We start from the raw sequence: 22,973 nt of genomic DNA on the forward strand, positions 1-22,973 counted from the left end.
CGGCAGAAAGTAAGTGGCCCGCTCCTAGGTGTAGTGCTTAGTAGCCTTAGGAGTATGCCTTTTCCTTATGGCGATACTCGTAGGTTTTAGTGAAATGCATATCGTTGATAATCATATAGATTTGCTTGATTTTCTGCTCATGGTGCAGCTCGTTAATCTGGCTGATGAGGCCCTTGTCGGTGTAGTTCTGGCGCACCACGTACACGTTGGCATCCAGGTGGCGCAGCAGCATAAAAAACTCGGCCACGTAGCCGGTGGGCGGGGTGTCTACCAGCACGTAATCGTACTCCTGGCGCAGGCGCTGCATCAGGTCGTCCATGCGGGCGCTTTCCAGGAGCTCGGTGGGGTTGGGCGGAATAGGGCCGCAGCACAGCACATCCAGGTTGCGTACCTGCGTGGTGCTGTGGCGGCACTCCTCAAACGTGCTCAGGCCCATCAGGTAGCTGCTCAAGCCGTGTTCGGCGCAGGCACTTTGCAGGTTGAAGTAGCCAGCCACGGTGGGGCGGCGCAGGTCGCACTCCAGCAGCAGCACCCTGCGGCCACTGTGGGCCATTTCGGCCGCCAGGTTTACCGCACAAAAGGTTTTGCCCTCCCCCGGTACCGATGAGGTAACCCCGATGACCTTCTTGTCGAGGCCGGCGGAGAGGTACTGCAGATTTACCCGTATCGACCGGAACGACTCGGCAATGGCGCCCTTGGGTTCGGTCAGCATCACTTCCTTGTCGTGCTTGCTGCCGTGGGCTACCACGCCCAGCAGCGGAATGTTGGTAATGCGCGAGAGGTCTTCCTTGCTTTGAATGCGGCGGTTAGCCTTGTCCAGCATCAATGAAATACCCACTGGCACCACCAGCCCACCTAGCAGCGCAATCAGAATAACCAGGCCGGGCTTGGGAGCTGTGGGGCCGTCGCCGTTCATGCTGGCCACGTCTACCACTTTCTTATCGGTGGCGTTGGTGGCCAGGGCAATGGCCGCTTCGGCCCGCTTCTCAATCAGAAACTGATAGTTTTTGTCGTTGAAGTCGGTTTTGCTTTTTAGCGTGGCCAGCTGGCGCTCATTCTCGGGTAGCAGGCTCATGGTGCCCTGCACCCGGCCCAGCTGGCTGTCCAGGTCGCGCAGGGCAATGTCGGCGGCGTGGGTCATGTTGGTCAGCGTCTGGGTCAGGCTTTCCTTGGCCACCCGAATCCGCTCGTCCATAATCGTGACCATGGGGTTTTCCACGGAGGCATTCACGCCCAGGGCCGCCCGCTGGCTGTTCAGGTCGGTCAGCTGAATAATCAGGTTGTTTACCACCGGGTCTTCAATGCCAATGCTGCTGGGTGCCGCCAGCTGCCCCGCCTGCTGGTGGGAGCGGAGGTAGCCAAGCATGTTCTGGTAGTACTTGCGGTTGGTGGCCACCTTGGCCCGCAGCATTTGCAGCTCGCCCTGTTGCTGAATACCGCTGGCCGACTGCGCCCCCACATCCACTACGCCCCGTGCCACCCGGAAGGAGCTGAGCGCGGCCGTGGAGCGGCGCAGGGAGTCCGATAGGTGCCCGATTTCCTTGTCCAGGAACGCCACGGTTTTCTGGCCGGTGAGGTTTTTGGTATGCAGGTCGTTTTCCACGTACACCCGCATCAGCGTATCCAGAAACTGGATTTCCTTCTGGGGTACGGTGCCTTTGCTGGTCAGCTCAATAATGCGCGACTCCCGGTCGATGGGCCGGACGGCTAGGTGCTGCTGGTACTCGCCCGTCAGGCTGGTTCGGTCGCGCAGGAGCACAAAGTAGCGCTCCGTCACGTTCTGGGCGGGGTAGCCAGGCTCGGCCTGGAGTACGGCCGTGAGCAAAGGAGTGCGCAGGGTGTCGCCGGGGCGCACGGTTTCGTTGAGGTGGGGGTTGAGCACCTCGCGCACCATTTCCCCGGTGGGCAGGCTATAGAGCCGGCCCTTGTCGGCATCGGCCCGCACCTGGAAGCGCCCGTCGGCCATGGGCTCCACGTAAATGCGCACCCCGGTCAGCTGCGGGGCTGAGGCCAGAGGCTGCAGCCGGAACGGCACTGCACCCACCGGCCGCTCCTGCAGCTGCATATCACTCACCGTATTTAGCCAGGTGGTAGGAGCTACGTAGTAAGAGGTTTCAAATGGTAGCCGGTGCAGGGCCTGCTGCACCATGTCGGCCGAGGTTAGCAGGCCAATTTCATCTTCCATCTTGGTGCCCTTCTCCTTCACCTCCAGAATCTTGAGCAGCTCCTGGGCCTGTTTGGAGCCCGTGCCCTGGTCGCCGAGCAGCATGGTGGAGCGGAAGGCGTACACCGGCTGCTTCACCCTTAGATAAAAGAAAGCCGCCAGGCCGGCTACCACCAAAGCCGCCAGAAACAGCGGCCAACGGTGCCGCAAACGGAAAAATAGCTCGTGCAGGTCGAGTTCGTCGGCGGAGGAGTGTGGGCGTTGTTCCATTGCAATAGATATTAGCAGGGTGAGGGAAGGCGACAGAGCAAGCGGATAGCGCGGGCTATAAAACTTTCAGGTAATTGAGTACCAGTACCACCGCCGAAATGCCGGCGAATACCAGGGCTAGGTTGCCGGCATTGCCCCGGGAGGTGCGGGCCTGCATGGGCTCCACGTACAGGGCATCGTTGGGCAGCAGGTAGAAGTAGGGGGAGGCCAGCAGCCCCGGGTCGGTGAGGTCCAGCAGCACCACCTCCGAGCCCTTGGCCGTCTGGCGGATTAGCTTCACGTTCTGGCGGTTACCAAACTCGGTCAGGTCGTTGGCCAGGCCCAGGCCTTCCAGCACGGTACACTGGGCGTTGTACACAAAGTAGCGGCCCGGGCTGCGCACCTCACCCAGCACCGTTATCTTAAAGGAAAGCAGCTTTACCAGCACATTGGCATCCCGCACAAACGTGCTTACCTTCTGCTTCACAGCCGTCTGGGATTCTTCCACGGTCAGGCCCGCTACCTTCAGCACGCCGGCCGTGGGCAGGGTAATGTTGCCGTTTTCATCCACGGAATAGCCCGTCAGGTACAGGTTGCCCGGGTCGCCGTTAAACACGGCCCGCGCATCCACCGTGTTAAACATGTCGTTGAGCTGCGGCTGCACGCTCTGTACCCGGATGCTGAGCACGTCGCCGGGCTGCAGGCGGTACTGCTGCCGCACATTGTCAGCCGTCACCGGCGTGCGGGTGTTATAAGTTTTGCCCTGCAGGTAGGGCAGGCTTTTCTGGGACACACAGCCATTCAACAACACCAGCCAGGGCAGTACAAGCAGTAAGTAACGAAGGCGTGAGAGTAGGAGCATACGGTAGAGAAAAGCTAGGGAGAAGAGTAGCTGAGCAGGGCAAAAAGCAAGCGGAACCAGAATTTTGCCGGTTTGCACTAGTATTGAATATTTCCATAAACGTATTGGATTGAAGCTGTAAAGTCAAGTTATTTTTAAATTATTCTAGTATTTTTTTGTATTGATATAAGTGAGGCGCCGTGCCATGCCCCCAAGCTGTTTTCTGGTAGTGACGGAGTGCCGGCCGCGTGTTCTACCTTCGGGCTTCCAAGCATTCTATAGCCCGCCTATGAAAATCCTGTTGGTTGAAGACGAACCCAAGGTGGCCTCCTTCCTGCACCAAGGCCTCACGGAGCAGCACCACACCGTTGATTTGGCGGCTGATGGCGTGCTGGGCCTGCGCCTGGCACTGGGTGGGCACTATGATTTGATTGTGCTGGACACGCTGTTGCCCGGTCTGAGCGGGCTAGAAGTGTGCCGGCAAGTGCGGGCTCAGGATACCAGCGTGCCCATCCTGATGCTCACGGCCCTCGGCGAAACCGACGATAAAATCCGGGGCCTTGATGCCGGGGCCGACGACTACCTGGTGAAGCCCTTCGCGTTCCAGGAGCTGCTGGCTCGTATTCGGGCCCTCACCCGCCGCCGCAACGAGCTGCCCTCCGACCCCGTGCTGCGCCTGGCCGACCTCACCCTGGACCCCTCCCGCAAGGTGGTACAGCGCGCCGGCCAAACGGTGCAGCTCACGGCCCGGGAATTTGCCCTGCTGGAGTACCTGCTGCGCAACCAAAATCGGGTGGTGTCCAGGGTAGATATTCTGGAGCACGTTTGGGAAACCTCTTTCGATACTGGCTCCAACGTCATCGACGTGTACATCAACTTCCTGCGCAAAAAGCTTGATAAGGACTTCACGCCCAAGCTTATTCATACGCTGGTAGGCATGGGCTACGTGATGAAGGAGGAGTAGATGAGTTGCTGGTTGCTAGTTGACGGTTGTTGGTTAGCCCAAAGTCCGGTACGACATTCTATCCAGCCCTAACAACCAGCAACTGACAACTAGCAATCACCAACTGACAGCTCCTAGCAATGTCCATCCGTACCCGCCTCACGCTGCAGTTTGTGGCTATTCTGGGAGTAACGCTGCTGCTGTTTTCCTCGGCCATTTACTTCTTCACCCAGCAGGCGCGGCGCGAGGCATTCAGCGAGAGTCTGTTTGCCCGGGCCCGCATTGTGGCCCACGTATACCTGGATGGTACCCGCCGCAGTGACGAAGCCAGCCGGGCCTCGTACCGCCTGTATTTGCGTCAGTTCTATCGCACCCTTCCCGAAGAGGAGGTGCGCGTATTCGATGCGGACAACCAAGTGGTATTTGAGGAAGGCTTGGCCGGCCGCGTGGCCATACCGCTGGCCCTGCTGAATGCCGTGCGGGAAGATGGCCGCGAAATTCTGCTGGAAGACGACCACCGCCAGACCGTGGGCCTGCTCTACCGCGACGCCCTGCGCGGCGACTTTGTGGTGGTGGCCTCCTCCGTGGATGCCGACAGCCGCCAGAAGTTGCAGGATCTGCTCACCGTTCTCACGTTTGGGCTGCTGGCCTCGTTTGTGATAGTAGGCATTGGGGGCTGGTTTTTTGCCGGCCAGGCCCTCAAGCCCATGCAGCGCATCATTCAGGAGGTAGACAGCATTACCGCCTCCGACCTGCACCGCCGCCTTTCCCAGGCCGATGGGCAGGACGAGGTTTCTCTGCTGGCCCAGCGCTTCAATAGCCTGCTCAACCGCTTGGAAACGGCTTTTGCCGGACAGCGCACTTTTGTGCGAGATGCTTCCCACGAGCTCCGCACGCCGCTGGCGGCCATCATCGGGCAGTTGGAAGTGGCCTTGCTGCAGCAGGAGCGAAGCCAGCAGGAGTACCGGCAGGTGCTGCAAAATACCCTGGATGCCGCCCGCCTGCTCAAGGACCTGACCAACGGGCTGCTGCAAATTGCCCGCGCCTCCGACGACCCCTCCCAGGTGCCCCGCTCCCTGGTGCGTCTGGATGAGCTGTTGCTGCAGGCCCACGAGGAGGTGCACCGCCGCCACCCCACCTGCCGCATCGACCTGGAATTTTCCGAGTCCTCGGAAGTACCGAACCGTCTGCCGTTTGCTGTACTGGGCAACGAGGCGCTGCTGCTCTCAGCCTTTCTCAACATTCTGGAAAATGCCTGCAAGTTTTCCGCCGCCTCTGCTCAGCCAGTGGTAGCCAGCCTGTTCTGCTCCCGCACCCGGGTGCGCCTAACCGTCCGCGACCAGGGCATGGGCATGACGGAAGCCGACCGGCAGCAGGTGTTCGTTCCCTTCTTCCGGGCCGAGTCGGTGCGCACGGTGCCCGGGCACGGTATTGGGCTGCCGCTCACGGCCAAAATCATGGAGCTGCATGAGGGCGAAATCCGAATCGAAAGTCAGTTGGGGCAGGGCACAGCAGTTAGCCTGGAGCTGCCTTCCATTCTGTAGGCAAGGGGGAGGCCTGGCGGTAAATAAATAGCCAGTAAAATGCCGCGTAAGACGCTGAACAACAAACTATACCGCTTTTAACTAGATTTTAATTCACTTTTAATTAGGTCTTAACGAGGTGGCTGTAGACTTGCAGTAAATCCGCTACGCAAAGTCGTTGCGCGGCGGGCATCCTGCTCTTTCTCCCTCCCCTCGTTTGTATGATTGAAGTTGCTCCTTCCGCTGCAACTTCCACGGGCCGCACGCCCTCCGGGGTGCCATCCTCGCCGTGGAAGCACCTTGGCAAAGATTTACCGGCTGGGCTGGTTGTTTTTTTGGTAGCCTTGCCGCTGTGCCTGGGCATCTCGCTGGCTTCGGGTGCGCCGCTGCTGGCGGGCATTATTGCGGGCATCGTTGGGGGCTTGGTTGTTTCCTGGGTTAGCAACTCCCCTTTGAGCGTGAGCGGACCCGCGGCCGGGCTTACGAGCATAGTGCTGGCATCTCTGCAGTCGTTACAGTCGTTTCAGGCCGTGCTGGCTGCCGTGGTTATTGCGGGTATCATTCAGGTGGTGCTGGGGGTAGTGAAGGCCGGTATTGTGGGTATGTATTTCCCCACCTCCGTTATCCGGGGTATGTTGGCTGCTATTGGCCTGACTCTTATCCTCAAGCAGATTCCGCACTTGGTAGGCGCCGACGCCGACTATTTTGAGGACATGACCTTTCTGCAGTTTGATGGCCAGAATACATTTTCGGCTATTGAGCGGGCTATGCAGGGAATTGGGGCTGGCTCGGCTTTGGTGGGGTTGGTGTCCTTGGGTGTGCTGTTCCTCTGGGACGATGTCATTGCCAAGCGCTTCCGGATTCTACGGCTGGTGCCCAGCGCGCTAGTGGTGGTACTGCTCTCCATTGGGCTGAATAACCTGCTCGACCAGGCTGCGCCCGTGCTGCGCATCCGGCCGGAGCACCTGGTTAGTCTCCCTAACATCTCCTCCTGGCAGGATTTCATTGGCTCCTTCACCCAACCCGACTGGACGGCCCTGCAGCGGCCGGGCTTTTTTGTGGTGGCTTTCACCATTGCCATTGTCGCGTCCCTGGAGTCGTTGCTGAGTGTGAAAGCCGTGGATAAGCTGGATCCGCACAAGCGCATTACGCCCACCAACCGGGAGTTGGTAGCCCAGGGCACCGGCAACATCATCAGCGGCTTGTTGGGTGGTTTGCCTATCACAGCGGTTATCGTGCGAAGCTCGGCTAATATTAACGCGGGGGGCCAAACGCGCATGGCAGCCTTCAGCCACGGTATTCTGCTGCTCGTTAGCCTGCTGTTTCTGGAGTCAATCCTGAATCAAGTACCGTACTCGGCGCTGGCCGCCGTGCTGCTGATTGTAGGCTACAAGCTCACCAAACCGGCTTTATATGTTACCCAGTGGCGCTTGGGCTGGCAGCAGTTTTTGCCCTTCATCATCACCATTGTGGCCATTCTGCTCACCGATCTGCTGAAAGGGGTATCCATTGGGCTAGCCGTAGGCATCTTTTACATTCTCAAGGCCAATTATGAGTCGGCCTACTTTCTGAGCAAACCAGCCGCTATGCAGGCTGGCCCCATTCACCTCAAGCTATCCGAGCAGGTTTCCTTCCTCAACAAAGCCAGCATTGTGAAGGTGCTGGATGAGCTGCCCGATGATACGCAGGTGCTAATTGACGGCTCCAACTCTTCCTTCATTGACTACGACGTGCTGGAAGCCATTGAAAACTTTCGCCTGGCTGCCCCTGAGCGAGGTATTCAGCTGGAGCTACGAGCTATTCCGCAGGTACAGGTGCTCGGGCATTAGGGGAAGGTAGTGCAATTGATTCCGTTCATTTTCTTGCTTGAGTTATTACACTAAAGAATCACGATACCGCAGCGAGGGTTACCGCCACCGCTGCACACCATCATCGGGCGTAGTCTGAGGGGAGTGCGCTTTCGATGTGTGGAACCGCCCTATTCATTGGATAGGGCGGTTTTTTGCGTCTATTGGGGTAGTTTCGCCCTCGTATAAGCCAAAAGGCTGCCCAAAACCCTGACCAATGCCGGCCCCCTTGCGCCGTTATTGCGTAGGCAAAAGCTCAACTATCGAACTTGCCCTGATGAACGCCATTTATTTCACTGAGTACGGCCCGGCCGATGTGCTGCGCTACGGCGAGCAACCTACCCCCACGCCCAAATCCGACCAGATTCTGGTGCGGGTGCGGGCCAGCAGCATCAACCCCATCGACTGGAAAGTGCGCAACGGCGACATGAAGCTGGTGACGGGCCAGCGCTTTCCCAAAATTCCGGGGCGGGATGTGGCCGGGGAGGTAGCTGCCGTGGGCACCCACGTAACGCGCTTTAAGGTGGGTGACCGGGTGTACGGGATGCCCAATGATGGCGTGGGCAATGCCAATGCGGAATACGCGGTACTGGCGGAGTCGGTGGCGGCGTTTATTCCGGATAAGCTCACCTTTGAGGAAGCCGGGGCCGTGCCGCTGGCCGCCCTCACGGCCCTACAAGGCCTCCACGACCACGGGCAGCTGCTCTCCGGCGACCGGGTGCTGATCAACGGCGCTTCGGGGGGCGTGGGTATGTTTGCGGTGCAGATAGCCAAGGCCCTGGGGGCCGGCGAGGTAATTGGCGTGTGCGGCCCTGATAACCAGGAGCTGGTGCGTAGCCTGGGGGCCGATACGGTGCTCAACCACGAGGAGCAGGACTTCACCAAAAACCGCAGCCACTACGATATTGTGTTTGATGCCGTGGGCAAGAGTAGCTTTTCGGCCAGCCAGCTGGCCCTGCGCCGCAACGGCCGCTACGTAACCACCACGCCCGAGCCGGCCCTGCTCATCACCGATAAGCTGGCCGCCGCCCTCACTACCAAATCGGCCCATATGTTCTTCGCCAAGGAGCGAGGCACAGATCTGGCCCTGATTTCGGCCTGGCTGCAGGCGGGCACTATACGCGTGGTAATTGACAAGACTTTCCCGCTCCGTGAAACGGCCGAGGCCCACCGCTACAGCGAAACAGGCCGTGCCGCTGGTAAAATTGTGCTTGCACTAGAGTAAGCAAAGGAGCGTAAAACGAAGGTACACAAATGCAACTAAGTTGCATTTGTGTACCTTCGTGCGTTGTATGGCCCGCCCGGTAGGGTGGGCTCCTCTGCAATAAGCTTCGTTAACTACTTGATAATGGAACCGAACAGCAGTGTGGAAGTAGTAATTATTGGCGGCAGCTACGCGGGTTTGGCGGCGGCCATGTCGTTGGGGCGGGCGTTGCGCACGGTGTTGGTGCTGGATAGTGGGCAGCCCTGCAACCGCCAAACACCCTACTCGCACAACTTTCTGACGCAGGATGGGGAAACGCCGGCCGCAATTCGGGCCAAAGCCCTGGCCCAGGTGCTGCAGTATCCCACCGTGCAAGTGGTACAGGAGCAAGCCATGCAAGCCGAAAAAACACCGGCCGGGTTCCTGGTTACTACTGCCAGCGGCCAGCTCATTGCGGCCCAGAAGCTGATTTTCGCGACGGGAATTCAGGACCTGATGCCCGCCCTGCCTGGCTTTGCGGAGTGCTGGGGCATCAGCGTGCTGCACTGCCCGTACTGCCACGGGTATGAGGTGCACGGCCAGCCCCTGGGCGTGCTTGGCAACGGCGACGCCGGTTTTATGCAGGCCCGCCTGATCAGGAACTGGACCCCCCAGCTCACACTGTTCACCAACGGCCCTGCTACCCTTAGTCCGCAGCAAACCTTGCAGCTACGGGAGGCCGGAATACGCACGGAAGAAACCCCGCTGCAGGCCCTGTACCATGAGCGGGGGCACCTGCAACAAGTGGTGCTACAAGGCGGCAGGCAGGTACCTTTAGCGGCTTTGTTTGCGCATGTGCCCTTCCGGCAGCACTGCGAGCTGCCAGTGCTGCTGGGCTGCACCCTCACGGAAAGCGGCCACCTGCAGGTAGATGACTGGCAGAAAACCTCAGTGCCCGGCGTGTATGCGGCCGGAGACGCCACTACGCCCATGCGTACAGTGGCCGTGGCCGTAGCGGCCGGCACCAAGGCCGGGGCCTTCGTCAACCATGAGCTGTTGGCGCTGTAAGTAACAGGGGTGGTTAGCTGCTTTCCCGCGTGAAGGCAATGAGCAGAGCCCCGCCGGCCATGAGGGCGGCGCCCAAAATTATCTGCCAAGTAACCTTCTCCTTCAGAAAAAACACAGCCAGCAGGATAGAAAACACCAGCGAGATTTTATCAAAGGAAGATGTGCGCGAAGCTTGCCCCATTTTGAGGGCCTGAAAGGAGAACAGGGAGGACAGGCAGGTGATGATGCCGGCGGCAATCAGAAAACCCCAGGTGCGGCGGTCAATTTCGGCTACCTGCCCCAGGTGCCCCTGCCAGGCCACTACGCCCCAAGCCACCGATACAATCAGAACCGACTGGATGGCGAAGGCCACGCTGGCTTCAACATTTTTGACGCCTACTTTTGAAAGCGTAACTACCACGGCAGCCGACAAAGCGGCCAACAACGAAAAAACTACCCACATAACGGCTTGGCAAAGGATGCGTGGTAGGCAGTACGCAGCTTCCTGGTTTGTAGCCGAACTGCCGCCCCGGAAACCCAGTGCCGGCCCGTAGCCGGGCTAACTTGCCGCTGAAGTATCTTGCGCAGGTTTCCCAGGTCGTTTCTGGTCTTTTTAGGCTGCCGGAGTATATGAAAAAGCTTGTTTGGATGTGTTGGCTTGGCATGGTTAGTGCGGCGGTGTTCTGGCCGGTAACGAGCTAGGCGCAGGCAAGGGTGGCGTCCGTGCCTGCGCTACCCGAGCCGCCCGGCACCGCCCGCGTGGCCGATAACCTGTTCATGGATGAAACCGAGGTGGCCAACCTGCACTGGCTGGAGTACCTCCACTTCATCCGCCGCGACTCCGCCCTGGCCTTCTTCCAGGCGCAGCTGCCGGACTCTACCGGCTGGCAGCCCGTACCCGACCCGGAGCAGACCGCTCCGCCCCAATCCTACTTCCGGGCACCGGCTTACCGCTACCATCCGGCCACGGGAGTAAGCTACGAGCAGGCGCAGGCCTATTGCCGCTGGCGCAGCGCCGTAGTAAACCGCAGCTATTTCCGGAGCGCGGAGTTTCGCAAGCAGCATCCCGAGCTGCGCGACTATGAGGTAACGGTGCAGTACCGCCTGCCTACGGAGGCGGAGTGTGAGCAGGCTGCTGCCGGTGGGCTGCCGACAGGCGCACGACCTTTTGAACTGGTACAAACCCGCTCGGTGCGCAAGCCCAAAGCCCGTAAGCTCAATGAGTCGGAAGAGCTGGTAGCCTGCCTGGATGCTCAGCAGCTGGCTCATCCCGCCACCGAAACGGCCTACGGACTGCCCTACAACCTGCGGGAGAATTACTATCTGGCGGGTAGCAACCAGGTATTTGCCTGCGCTCCAGGCAAGGAAAAATTCCCCTTGCAGCCGATTACTATCGGGCCGCCCAAGGGGTTCAGCCTTCAGAATGTCATTGGGAATGTGGCCGAAATGACGGCAACAAAGGGCGTGGCCAAAGGAGGCTCATTCAAAACCTCGGTGCGGGGGCTTACCCTCAGTGCCCGGCAGGCCTACCAAAGCCCGCAAAACTGGCTGGGCTTCCGGTGCATAGCCACTGTGCGCATGGTGCGCAAATGAGGTAGCAGAGCCGATAAGCGGGGAGAGTAAGGAACCGGGGCGCTGTTGGCCTAACCAGCGCGAAGAGCCTGCCCACGCTGGAACCAGGCTCGTAGGAGTGGTTTGTTCCAGCGTGGGAAGGTTCTTTGCAAACTCAGGCTGATGGCACCTTCAGCACAGCTCTTGTACTTCAGCTCTTCTGATTCACTTGCCAAACCGGAAAGCTAGGCCGGCCCCAACGGTGAAGCCGCCCGCGTTGGCCGTAAGGCCGTGGCCCGCCGTAACATCAAGGCGCAGGCCGGGAGCCGGACGGTAGTAGAGGCCCGACGTGAGGCCGGGGCGCCAGCCCTGCTGCCGCTGCCAGGTAGCGTAGGTTTCGGCCAGAAAGCCAACGTGCGTACCAGCGCCAATTGGGCCATTGAGGGCCAGGGTGGTCAGGTACTGGCCCTGTTTGGTGCCCTCGGCCTTGAAACCGCGCTGTCGAAAGCCAAAGTTGCCTTCCAGGCCAAACCGTTGCCCTAATTGCTGCGACACCAGCAGGCGGCCACCCGGTTCAAATTGTTTTTCCCCGAAGCTGGTATCCCCGTTGCGCAGGTTCATATCCAGCAGTACCACCACCTGGGAGCGGGCATTTTGAGTGGTAGAGGCCAAAAACTTGGCGCCTACATTTAGGGGCGCAAACCCGGCTGGGCCAGCGTAAGGCGTAGGGGCACCGTCGGAAAGTAGGGGCTGCGCGGGCGGGGCAAGCAGGTAGTGTTGAGTGGCGCGCAGCTCAATGTGGTTGAAAAAGCCCACCCGCAACGTGCTGCCCCAGGCCGAGCGGCCCGCGTAGCCCACGCTGCTGCCCGCATCGTAGCGGGTAAGGCCGGTTTCCAGTTGAAACTGGCCGGGGTAGAGCATGTTGGTGGTGATGGTCTGCCCGGGCCGGTCGGGACGGATAAGCCGCACAAAAGGCGACTCACCGTTGTTGAGGCCGGGGTCAGTGGTCTGGGCCAGGGTGCAGGTCGGGCCCGCAAGCAGCAGGGCTCCGGCAGTCAGCAGAGTGGTCTTTCGCATGCAGTACCGACACCCGGCGGTCAAGAATAGTTCGATTTTTCAAAGATGCTGTAACCCAAGCTCAACTCCTGCGTTGCACCGGCCTGGCGTAATAACAGGGTAAAAAAGGGTGAAACCCCACACTGTGTCCCACAAAAAAGGCCGAACATGAGTCCGGCCTTTTTTGTGTAGAATCAAGAAATGAATGAGCTATTCTGCTTTTTTAATAGTCTCAATGGCGGCTTGCACGGTAGCCTGCTGGTCGGCGGGTTTACCTTGCTTAGCCTTTTCCAGCATAGCCAGAATGGGCTCATCCACGCCGTAGCGCTTGTACTGCACGGCCAGCTTCTGTAGGCGCTCCGTGCCTTCTTTCAGCACCGTTGCGTCGTCAAGGCGGGTCATGAAGTTAGCTACGCTTTCCAGCATCTGAAACTGACCCTGGGGCCCGGCCGTGTCAAACTGGTTGCGCACGTAAGTCCAGGTGCTGGCGTCGCCCTGAGTGGCGTACACGCTGGCAATGGCAGTGGCCACGTTGCCTTTGGCGCCGGCTTCCAGCGCCTTGGCGCGCGTGAGGGCAGCTTTGGGCTGCACTTCGGCCAAGCCTTCCAGGGCCGCGCCCAGCACCGCGTACGACTGGCTTTCGAGGGCTTTGGTGAACGTCTTTTCGTCCTTCTTGTCCTTCACCTGGCCGAGGGCACCGAGCAACGCCGCCTGCACGTTGGTGTTTTTCTCCTGGGCGAACTGCTTGCGCAGGGCGGGGGCGGCGGCTTTCTGCACAGCCTTGTCATCCAGTTTCAGGGCAGCAATGGAGGCCATCCGAATGCCGGTGTACTTATCGTTGAGGCCTGAGAGGAGCAGCTGGCGGGCGGTGGCGTCGGTAGTTGGCTTGGCGGCGGCGGCGGCAATGGCCTCGCGGCGGTCAACGTAGCGCGGGCCGTTCTTATACTGATAAGCAAACTCCTCCAGGGGCTTGTTGTCGGTTTTCTGCCACAGCAGCACTTTTTCAGCATCCACATTTACCAGCGTGGGCTTGCTGGCCGCCGGGAAACGGAAGGTTTCGGTGGCCTGGCGCATCATCACCTGGTGGCGCTCCGGCTTACCGTTCACGTACACATCCACGGCAATAGGCAGCTGGAATATGGTGCCGGGCTGGGTTTGCTTGATGGTCACGGTCTGCTGCTTGGCGGCAGCATCGTAGCCATAGTCGATGGTAACTACGGGGTGGCCGCTGCCAAAGTACCACTGGTTAAAGAACCAGTTCAAATCCTGGCCCGATACGGACTCCAGCGCCAGGCGCAGCTGGTGGGCCTCGCCGTTGCCGAACTTGTTATCGGTAAGGTACTTTTTCAGGCCGGCGAAGAACACGTCGTCGGTGAGGTAGCTACGCAGCATGTTCAGAATCTGGCCGCCCTTCTGGTAGCTCACCAGGTCAAACATGTCCTCCTTATCGGCGTAATGGAAGCGCACGAGCTGCTTCTGGGCGTCGCGGGGGCTGCGCAGGTAGTTGCGCATGTTCATGTAGGCGTGGGCGTCGCCGGCGTCCTGGCCGTACTTGTACTCGGCCCATAAGGCTTCCGAGAAGTCGGCAAACGACTCATTCACCGTCAGGTTGCTCCAGCTTTCGGCCGTTACCAAATCGCCGAACCACTGGTGGAACAGCTCGTGGGCAATAACCGATTCGCCGTTGGCATATTCGGCATCCAGGGCCTCACGGGCGTCCTTCTGCAGAAACTCGCCGTGCAGGGTGGCCGAGGTGTTTTCCATAGCCCCGCTCACGTAGTCGCGCACCACAATCTGGGCGTACTTGTTCCAGGCATAATCCACGCCCAGGCGGCGCGAGAAGAACTCCATCATCTCGGGCGTGTTGCCGAAAATCTGCTTGGCGAAGGGGGCATACTTGGGCTCCAGGTAGTAGCTCACCTCCTTGCCCCGCCAGGTATCCTTGTAGATTTTAAAATCACCTACGGCCATCATAAACAGGTAAGGCGAGTGGGGCAACTCCTGCTTCCAGGTATCGGTGCGCAGGCCGGGGCCGGCGGGCGTCTGGCTCACCAGGGCGCCGTTGCTCAGCGTTACGTAGCGGCTGGGCACCGTCATGCTGATTTCGGCGGTGGTTTTTTGGTTGGGTCGGTCGATAGTGGGGAACCAGGCCGAGGAGGCCTCCGTCTCGCCCTGCGTCCAGATCTGGCGGGGCTTGCCAGCCTCGGTGCTGTCGGGGTTGATGAAGTACAGACCTTTGGCGTCGTTGATGGCCGCGGAACCCTTTACTTTCAGTTCGTTGGGCTTGGCCACGTACTCCAGGTACACGGTGTACTGCTGGCCGGGCGTATAGAGCTTATCCAGGTCGATGTCCAGCTGCTCGTTGTTGTAGCGGTACTTCAGCGTCTTGGTGTTCGAGCCGTCCACCATTGTCACCGATTTAATGTCCATCCCCTTGGCGTCGAGGCGGAGGGAGTCGGTGGCGTAGCCTACGGGCTGCAGCGTCACCCATTCCTTGCCCAGCAACTGGCGTTTGGCGTAATCGAAGCGCACATCCAGCTTGGTGTGCACCAGGGCGTTGATTTTGCGGGCCGATTCGCGGTACATCTTCAGGGCGGCCGTATCGGCGGGGGCGGCTTGCTGGGCCAAGGCGGGCGTAGCGGCCAGCAGACCCAGACTCAGTAGAAAAGCTTTCGTCATAGCAGGAGGGGAAAAGGATTTACGGGTGCTAGTTGCGAACTTTTTGGCATTGCTGCGCACACATTATCATAATGCTTAGCGCAAGGCAGAATGTGAATCAAATGTATGGATCGGTACTATGTAAAACAAGGTACCTTTTAAAATATTTAATATAGTTGTTATGTGCTGCACGATGGTCTAGCTGGTACACGTGCACGTACACGACGCAAGCCACAGATTCTCACGGTAGTTTGGGGCCGGGGCTATTGTGTTTACCCCGTTTTCGATAGGTTGCAGGCCAGCCGGTTAGCTGTTGCGCTTGATGATTTGGGGCGCAGTCCGTTTTCTGCTTGGACCGTTACACAGAATAGGAGCGGCCTAAGCCGCCGCAACGATGCAGCTAAATTGGGGTCTGTGCCCATACACTTTCTTCCATACTATGAGAAACACGCTTCGCCTGCTGGTATTTCTGCTGTTACTGGGCCCCACTGCCTTGGCCGCCAAAGTGGATACCCTGGATATTCCCAGCGCCGCCATGCAGCGCACCTACCGCGCCGCCGTGGCCCTGCCCGCTTCCTACGCCAAGAATAAGAAGGCCAATTACCCGGTACTCTACCTGCTGCACGGCGCCTACGGCCACTTCTCCGACTGGAGCAGCAAAACGCCCGACAAAACCCTCATTCACCGCCTCGCCGATCAGTACAACCTCATCATTGTAATGCCCGAAGGTGAGACGTTCAGCTTCTACCTCGACTCGCCGGTGAATAAGGCCAGCCAGTTCGAAACCTACATTACCAAGGAAGTAATCGGCAAAATCGACCAGACCTACCGCACCGTAGCACGTAAGGAAGGCCGGGTTATTTCGGGCTTGTCGATGGGCGGGCACGGGGCGCTGTACCTTTCGGGGCGGCACCCAGAGCTATTTGCGGCGGCCGGCAGCATGAGCGGAGCTTTGGATATGAGCGTGACCAACCGAAAACTCAACCCCCAGGAAGCCCAGCAGCGGCAGTCGTTATTCAACCCTATTCTCGGCCCCGAAACGCCGGCTCCCAGCCTGTACAGCGCCAATTCAGTCGTGAACATGGCCGACAAACTCTACACCAACGGCCTGCCCCTCATCATCGACTGCGGCGTAGACGACTTCCTCATCGAAATCAACCGGGAAGTGCACCGCCGCCTCGTGTACAACCACACCCCCCACGACTACACCGAGCGGCCCGGCTCCCACACCTGGGAGTACTGGCAAAACGCGCTGCCTTACCACGTGCTGTTCTTTCAGAAAGTGCTGGAACAGGGCGGGGTAGCGGTTAAGTAAAAAGTAGCAGGAATGCTAAAATGATGAGCTAAAAGGATATTTCGCGTTTCGTACCTTCGTTGCATTAACGCGTGGTGGTTAACCCACCTCACCAAACTACGAGTCGCTTTGAAAAGCAAAACCCCGGACTGTTAGCGCAGCCGGGGTTTTTAAGAAGCAGGTGGGCAAAACACCTAATCTTCTTGGACGATGAAGAGGAAGCGTGTTAAAGCGGAAGAGCCTGACAAGGTCGGACTATTTCGCGTGCTGCTTGAACTGGGGAAAACAGTTCTGAGCGGCATAGTTCGCGCCGTGGTAACCGAATGGTTGCACCGGCATTAGAACGGTAGCAGGGGTTGGCCTTTAGGCCGGCTCCTGTTATTTTGCTTTCTGCGTTTCAGAAAGTGAGTATGCAAATGTATGTATTATACATACAATGTCAATACAGAACCAACGTGTGCAATACCATTTGGGTTCTTGATTAATGCACCAGTACCGCCTGTTGCTGCTCGGGATGCAGCTGGGGGGGGGTGCCGTAGTGAGTGTGCTGGGCGCGGTAGGCTCTTTCGAAGATCAGGGGGAAGATGAATAGGGTGAGGATGGTGCCGGTGATGAGGCCGCCAATTACCACAATGGCTAGGGGCTTGGAGGTTTCACTGCCGATACCGGTGCTGAGGGCAGCGGGCAGCAGGCCGATGGTAGCCATGAGGGCCGTCATCACTACGGGCCGCACGCGGCTGGTGACGCCGTCATGGATACTATTGTCGAGACTCATCTTGCGCAACATGTTCTGCTTGAACACCGATATCAGGATTACGCCGTTCTGGATGCAGATACCGAATAGGGCAATGAACCCGATACCGGCTGAAATGCTGAAGTTGGTGTGGGTGATGAGCAAGGCCGCAATGCCGCCGATGATGGCAAACGGCACGTTTAGCAGTACCAGCCCGGCGTCTTTGAGGTTACCGAACAGGATGAACAGAATAAAGAAAATCAGACCTAACGAAACCGGTACTACCTGCGTGAGGCGCTGGGTGGCGCGGCGCTGGTTTTCGAAGTCGCCGGTCCATTTCATGGTGTAGCCTTTGGGCAGACTCACCACGGCGTTTACCTTTTTCTGAGCTTCCTCAATGGTGCTGCCCATGTCGCGGCCCCGGATGCTGAACTTCACGGCCGAAAAGCGCTGGTTGTCGTCGCGGTAGATGAGGCTAGGGCCGTTTACGTCGCCGATGGTAGCAATTTCGGAGAGGGGAATAGTGGTGCCGTTTTGGGTGGGTACCATGAGGGCCGCAATTTCCTGGGGCGTCTGGCGGAACTGCTCCTGGTAGCGCACCCGGATGGGGAATTTCCGTTCCCCCTCGTACATCTGGGAAGCCTGCTTGCCGCCCACAGCCATTTCCAGCACCGCGTTGGCATCGGCCTTGCTCACTCCGTACTGGGCCATGCGCTGCTCATCCAGATCCACGTGCAGCTCGGGCTGGCCGATGTTGCGCAGTACGCCCAGGTCGTCGATACCTTTGATATTCTTAAGGATGCCGTACACCTGGCGGCCTTTTTCCTCCATCAGCTTGAGGTCCGTGCCGTAGATTTTCACGGCAATGGAGCCTTTCACACCCGAGGCGGCTTCCTCCACGTTGTCGGTGATGGGCTGGGAGAAGTTGAAATCCACGCCGGGGAAGCGGTTCAGCTGTTCCTTCATGTTGGCAATCAGGGCTTCGCGCTTGTCTTTGTGCTTCATTTCGGCTTCCACCTCAGGCGTGTGCTTGAGCTGCACCAGAAACTCGTTGTTGTAGAAGCCGGTAGGGTCGGTGCCGTCGTTGGGGCGGCCGGTCTGGCTTACCACGTCGCCCACCTCGGGGAAGCTTAGGAACACCCGACGCATCTCGTTGCAGAGCTTGTTGCTTTCGTTCAGGCTGATGCTGAGCGGCAACTGAGCCCGCACGTAAATAGAGCCTTCGTTCAACTCGGGTAGGAATTCAGAGCCCAAGAAGTGGAACGCGCCCATGCCCAGCACCACGGCCACGGTGGCTACCAGCAAGCTGGCGGTTTTGCGGGCGTAGGTGAAGGAAAAGAACCGCTCAGCCCCGCGGTTGATGGCACGCACAAAGAAGTTGTCTTTCTCTACTACGTTCTTTTTCAGCAGGCTAGAGGTCAGTACCGGCACCAGAGTGAGTGTGAAGATGAGCGCGCCGAGCAAAGCAAAACCCAGCGTCCAGGCCAGCGGGCTGAACACCTTGCCTTCCACTTTCTCGAAAGAGAAAATGGGCAGCAACGCGGTGATAATGATGGCCTTGGAGAAGAAGATAGCCTTGCCCATGTCGCGGCCGGTTTTCTTGATGAGGCCCAGCTTGGCGACTTTGTTGAATCGCTCCATGCCCATTTTGTGGGCCTTGTGGTCGAGGGCCACAAAGAGCCCTTCCACCATCACCACGGCCCCGTCGATGATAATCCCGAAGTCGATGGCGCCCATACTCAGCAGGTTGGCCGACATGCCTTTCAGACGCAGACAGATGAAAGCAAACAGCAAGGCCAGCGGGATAATCACGCTTACCACCACCGTCGTGCGCCAGTCAGCCATGAACACGAACACAATCACCGTCACGAGCACAATGCCTTCCAGCAGGTTGTGAATCACGGTTTCGGTGCTGAAGTCGATAAGCTGCTGCCGGTCGTAGAAGGTTTTAATCTTTACGTCGGAAGGCAGAATCTTATCGTTGAGGTCGGCTACTTTGTCTTTGAGGCGGGCAATAACCTCAGAGGGGTTTTCGCCCTTGCGCATCACCACAATGCCTTCCAGCACGTCGTCGTTCAGGCCGCGGCCCACTCGGCCCAGCCGCGGCAGCGCCGACTCATGCACAATGGCTACGTCCTTCACCAGAATAGGCGCGCCATTCACGTTCTTGATAACCGTGTTGTTGATGTCGCCGATGTTGTTGAGCAGGCCGATGCCGCGCACCACGTAGTTCTGCTGGCCCTCGTTTATCACGTCGCCGCCCACGTTGATGTTGCTGCGCTGGATGGCGTTGTAGAGGTCGAGGGGCGTGAGGCCGAGGTCCTGGAGCTTGCCGGGGTTCACCGAAATTTCGTAGTCCTTCACTTCGCCGCCGAAGCTGTTCACGTCGGCCACGCCGGGCACGGCTTTCAGGTTGCGCTCCACCACCCAATCTTGCAGCGTTTTCAGCTCGCGCGTGGTCTTTTCCTTGCTTTGCAGCGTGTAACGGAAGATTTCGCCGGTGGGGCCGTAGGGCGGCTGCACGTCGGGGTCGGCGCCTTCGGGCAGGTCGGCCTGGCTGAGCAGGTTGTTGACCTGTACGCGGGCGAAGGCATCGTCCACGCCATCATCGAAAATCACCTTTACCACCGACAGCCCAAACAGGGTGGTGCTCCGGATGCTGGTTTTCTTCTGCACCGGGTTCAGCGCAATTTCAATGGGCGCCGTCACGAACTTCTCAATCTCTTCGGCCGAACGGCCGGGCCATTGCGTGATGATGGTGATTTCGGTGTTCGTGACGTCGGGGAAAGCCTCAATAGGCGTGTTCCGGTAGCTCATCACCCCGGCCACAATGACGACAAACGTCATCAGAAACACGAAACCCCTGTTTTTAAGCGAAAAGGCAATAATGCCCTGGATGAATTTATTCATGGCTTTTCAAAAGCTAGAAGGCAGTAACTAGAGCTAGAAGAAGACAAGGCTAGCCTAGCTCCCCTCCTCAGATGAGGAGGGGTTGGGGGGTGGTTGATAGTCGTTTGGGTAGTTCCTAGAACTAGTATTAGTAGATGGGCTGACGCTCCGGTCAACCACCCCCAACCCCTCCTCATCTGAGGAGGGGAGCTAGCTTTCTAGCTCTAATCATTTAGCTCGTCGTAGACCAAGAGCTGGTTTTGGGCGATGATGTGTTCCCCGTCTTTGAGGCCGGTTTGCACGTAGCTCACGTCGCCAACGGTTTTGAAAAGTTGAACCTCGCGGGTTTCCACGTGGTGCCGGTCCTTGAACACCATCACGAAGTTGCGGTCCTTGTCGAAGACCACGCACTGGGCGGGCACGGCCAGCATCTGCTGGTTTTCGGTGTTGAGCACCTTCACCTGGGCGTACATTTCGGGCTTAAGCAAGTAGCCGGGGTTACTGAGCTTCACGCGCACCTTCATCACCTTGGAATCGGGGTCCAGCACATTGAACACTTTGTCGATGCGGCCGGTGAAGTGCTTGTCGGGGTAGGAGAGGGTCGTGACGTCGGCGGCGTAGCCTTCCTTCACCTTGCTGATGTCCGATTCGAACACGTTAGCCATAATCCACACGTCGTCGAGGTTGCTGACCGTGAACAGGTTGCCCACGTTATCAGCGTTGAACTGCATGTGGTCGGTCACGTTCTTCTCGGTGATAAAGCCGGAAATAGGGGCCCGCAACGTGTAAGTGCCATCGGCCGAAACGCCGTATACGCCGAGCTGCTTGCGGCTTTTGCCTACGTTGCTTTGGGCCTTGCGCAGCTCCTGGCGGGCCAGGCTTACATCCCGCTCCGAGGCCAGGCCGGCTTTGTACTGGTCTTCCAGCACCGAAAGGTTTTTGCGGGCAATGTCCAAGTCGGTGCCGGCGGTGCTGCTCTGGTTCTGGAGGTCGGCAATTTCGCCGCTCTTGATGACGGCCAGCACCTGGCCCTTGGTTACATGGTCGCCTAGCTCCACGCTCAGCTGCTCTACCACGCCGCCCACCAGCGGGTACACTTTCACGGTTTTGTCGCCGTCGGTGGCAATCTGGCCCGAGAGGCTTAGCTCGTCGCGCACGGGCTCGTTGCGCACAGTATCAATCTTCAGCTCCCGCAGCATCTGATCCGACATGGTGAAGCCGGCTTCCACTTTCTGCGGTGCGTCAGCTTCTTCGGATTTCGAGCAGCCCACCAGTCCCAGGGCGAGCGGGAGAGCCAACGAGGTGGCCAGAGTGGCAAAGCGGGTCATGGCAAGAGGGCGTTTGAGGGTAGTGGCGACGGATTGGGAAGTGGGCTGCATAACTATTCGGCGTTGAACACCGGGCGGCCCACGGCGTAGTTGAGTTGTTCGAAGGCACGCACCCGGTTGGCGCGTAGGTTGTTGAGCTGCACGAGGTTGTTCTTGTAGCTCTCGTAGAAATCCAGAAACTCCACAATAGTGAGGTTGCGCTTGGCATAGCTCTCATCAATGCCTTTCATGAGGCGGTCGAAATCCGAGGTTTCGCGGGCGGTGCCTTGGTAGAGCTGGTCGTTTTGGCGAGCCAGGCGCCAAGCTTCCTGCACGTCGTTCTGCACCTGAAGCTGCTGCTGGCTTAGCTGTGCCTTGCTGACTTCAATCTGGTTCTGAGCGGTGCGGATGTTGCCCTGGTTGCGGTTGAAGATGGGCACGGCCACGCCTAACGTCACGGCATTATAGTTCTGGATGTAGTTGCCGGCCCGGTCGTAGGCGTAGCCCACGGCTAGGTCGGGGGTGGCCAGGGCGCGTTGCAGGCGCAGGTTCTGAGTTTGCTGCTGCACGGCGGCCTGGCGGGCTTTTAGGTCGGCGCGGTTCACCTGCGCCGAGTCGATGAGCTGTGCTTCGGTACGGTCAGTTAGGCTGAGGGACTTGAGGCGGTTGCCGTCGGCGGTGGGCATGTAGTAGGCGCCGCTGGTGTCGCGCATCAGGGTGCGGAGGTCGGCTTGCTCGGTGGCAATGTCGTTGAGCAAGGTCTGCCGCTCGTTGCGCAGCTGAAACAGGAAGGCTTTCAGCCGAATCACCTCTTTCAGGGCAATGTTTCCCTTCTCGTACTGGCCCTGGTACAAACTTACGGTGCGCTGAAAGCTGGCTACTTCCTTGTCGTACACGCCCACGCTCTGCTGCTTATAGTACAGGTCGTAGAAGGTGCTGCGGAGCTGGTAGCGCAGGGTGCGCAGCAAATCCTGAAAGGTAAACTGCTCCACCAAGGCGTTCTGCTGGGCCACGTTGGCGGCAGATTTGCGGCGGCCGGCAATGGCAAACAGCTGCTGCACCTGCACAATGGAGTTGCCGGTTTTGGTTACGTCGAGCACCTTGCGCGTCTGCGGGTTGTAGGTGTTCTGCTCGATGTAAACGGTGGGGTTGTCCCAGAGCCGGGCCTGCAAAATCTGGGCTTCCGCCGCCGATACGTTGTAGCGCTGGGCGAGCAGCAGCAAGTTGTTTTGTACGAACTGCTGCTCGGCCTGGGGCAGCGTGAGCGTCAGGGTGTCGCCGCTGAGCGGCGCGGCCGTAGCATGGGTGCTGAAGTGCAGCAGCAGGGCCAGCGGCAGCAGGAAAAGGAGGCGTTGCATATCCAGATTCGGTGTTGAGATATGCAAGAGTACGCCCCCCGTATTAGGGGCGAATTAGAGGTAAATTAGAAACGGATTAGAACGAAATATTTTTTCAGAAAAGCTGTTCTTTCTGTTGAAAGCGCCTTTCTAACGCTGTCAACAGGCAAAGAAATTGCTGCTGAGGACGGCTTCAGCAATTCCCGCTCCGCTGTGCTCATGGCGTGCCGGACCCAGTGCCGGGAGGCGCGCGGGCTAGGGCGTGTGAACAGTTTTCAACCAAATTAAGGTAGCGGCCAATTGAAACCAGGCGAAAAAGCATTCGGGGCGTTTATCGTAGCGGGTAGCAAA

Annotated in this window: 15 protein-coding genes; 7 read left to right on the forward strand and 8 right to left on the reverse strand. The window is 58.7% G+C overall.

Annotation, left to right across the window (positions count from 1 at the left end; genetic code table 11):
* Nucleotides 1-46: 46 nt before the first annotated feature.
* Nucleotides 47-2,434 (reverse strand): polysaccharide biosynthesis tyrosine autokinase, encoded by a 2,388-nt coding sequence (locus ABIB60_RS14365; protein ID WP_354580828.1) that lies wholly within the window; start codon nt 2,432-2,434, stop codon nt 47-49.
* Nucleotides 2,435-2,489: 55 nt separating this feature from the next.
* Nucleotides 2,490-3,275 (reverse strand): polysaccharide biosynthesis/export family protein, encoded by a 786-nt coding sequence (locus ABIB60_RS14370; RefSeq protein WP_354580829.1) that lies wholly within the window; start codon nt 3,273-3,275, stop codon nt 2,490-2,492.
* Between the two features lie 268 nt (nt 3,276-3,543).
* On the opposite strand from ABIB60_RS14370, the gene ABIB60_RS14375 reads away from it, so the two are divergent.
* The 5 genes from ABIB60_RS14375 to ABIB60_RS14395 all read left to right on the forward strand — a co-directional run bounded on the left by ABIB60_RS14375 (nt 3,544) and on the right by ABIB60_RS14395 (nt 9,818).
* Nucleotides 3,544-4,218, forward strand: coding sequence for a response regulator transcription factor (locus tag ABIB60_RS14375; protein ID WP_315996667.1), 675 nt, complete (start codon nt 3,544-3,546; stop codon nt 4,216-4,218).
* Nucleotides 4,219-4,337: 119 nt separating this feature from the next.
* A complete protein-coding gene (locus ABIB60_RS14380) occupies nt 4,338-5,741 on the forward strand; it encodes a sensor histidine kinase (protein WP_315996666.1) in 1,404 nt (467 codons plus the stop codon).
* A gap of 200 nt (nt 5,742-5,941) precedes the next feature.
* Entirely contained in the window at nt 5,942-7,549 is a 1,608-nt protein-coding gene (locus ABIB60_RS14385) for a SulP family inorganic anion transporter (RefSeq protein ID WP_354580830.1), read from the forward strand.
* Nucleotides 7,550-7,844: 295 nt separating this feature from the next.
* On the forward strand, nt 7,845-8,792 hold the full coding sequence (locus ABIB60_RS14390; RefSeq protein ID WP_354580831.1) for an NAD(P)-dependent alcohol dehydrogenase: 948 nt from the start codon (nt 7,845-7,847) through the stop codon (nt 8,790-8,792).
* 123 nt (nt 8,793-8,915) lie between these two features.
* Nucleotides 8,916-9,818, forward strand: a complete 903-nt coding sequence (locus ABIB60_RS14395) for an NAD(P)/FAD-dependent oxidoreductase (RefSeq protein WP_354580832.1) — start codon at nt 8,916-8,918, stop codon at nt 9,816-9,818.
* Nucleotides 9,819-9,831: 13 nt separating this feature from the next.
* Here the strand turns inward: ABIB60_RS14395 and ABIB60_RS14400 are convergent, their stop codons facing one another.
* On the reverse strand, nt 9,832-10,260 hold the full coding sequence (locus tag ABIB60_RS14400) for an EamA family transporter (RefSeq protein ID WP_354580833.1): 429 nt from the start codon (nt 10,258-10,260) through the stop codon (nt 9,832-9,834).
* A 260-nt stretch (nt 10,261-10,520) separates the two neighbouring features.
* Between ABIB60_RS14400 and ABIB60_RS14405 the strand changes: the two genes are divergently transcribed.
* Entirely contained in the window at nt 10,521-11,390 is an 870-nt protein-coding gene (locus ABIB60_RS14405; protein ID WP_354580835.1) for an SUMF1/EgtB/PvdO family nonheme iron enzyme, read from the forward strand.
* A gap of 183 nt (nt 11,391-11,573) precedes the next feature.
* Here the strand turns inward: ABIB60_RS14405 and ABIB60_RS14410 are convergent, their stop codons facing one another.
* Both ABIB60_RS14410 and ABIB60_RS14415 read right to left on the reverse strand, forming a co-directional pair.
* Complete coding sequence (locus ABIB60_RS14410; RefSeq protein WP_354580836.1) at nt 11,574-12,425, reverse strand: transporter; 852 nt, start codon at nt 12,423-12,425, stop codon at nt 11,574-11,576.
* A 189-nt stretch (nt 12,426-12,614) separates the two neighbouring features.
* Nucleotides 12,615-15,083: a M1 family metallopeptidase gene (locus ABIB60_RS14415; protein ID WP_354580837.1), complete on the reverse strand. Its 2,469-nt coding sequence runs from the start codon at nt 15,081-15,083 to the stop codon at nt 12,615-12,617.
* Between the two features lie 418 nt (nt 15,084-15,501).
* Here ABIB60_RS14415 and ABIB60_RS14420 point away from each other — a divergent pair, with 418 nt between their 5' ends.
* On the forward strand, nt 15,502-16,377 hold the full coding sequence (locus tag ABIB60_RS14420; protein ID WP_354580839.1) for an alpha/beta hydrolase: 876 nt from the start codon (nt 15,502-15,504) through the stop codon (nt 16,375-16,377).
* Between the two features lie 460 nt (nt 16,378-16,837).
* Here ABIB60_RS14420 and ABIB60_RS14425 read toward each other — a convergent pair whose 3' ends face one another.
* The 3 genes from ABIB60_RS14425 to ABIB60_RS14435 form a co-directional block, all read right to left on the reverse strand.
* Nucleotides 16,838-19,999, reverse strand: coding sequence for an efflux RND transporter permease subunit (locus ABIB60_RS14425; protein WP_354580841.1), 3,162 nt, complete (start codon nt 19,997-19,999; stop codon nt 16,838-16,840).
* A 203-nt stretch (nt 20,000-20,202) separates the two neighbouring features.
* Nucleotides 20,203-21,357 carry an efflux RND transporter periplasmic adaptor subunit gene (locus tag ABIB60_RS14430; protein WP_354580843.1) on the reverse strand — a complete coding sequence of 385 codons (1,155 nt, stop codon included), beginning with the start codon at nt 21,355-21,357 and terminating at the stop codon, nt 20,203-20,205.
* Nucleotides 21,358-21,359: 2 nt separating this feature from the next.
* Nucleotides 21,360-22,643, reverse strand: coding sequence for a TolC family protein (locus tag ABIB60_RS14435; RefSeq protein WP_354580845.1), 1,284 nt, complete (start codon nt 22,641-22,643; stop codon nt 21,360-21,362).
* Nucleotides 22,644-22,973: the final 330 nt, after the last annotated feature.

Origin of the sequence: Hymenobacter sp. UYP22 (assembly GCF_040547285.1) — a bacterium.
Classification (GTDB): Bacteria; Bacteroidota; Bacteroidia; order Cytophagales; family Hymenobacteraceae; genus Hymenobacter.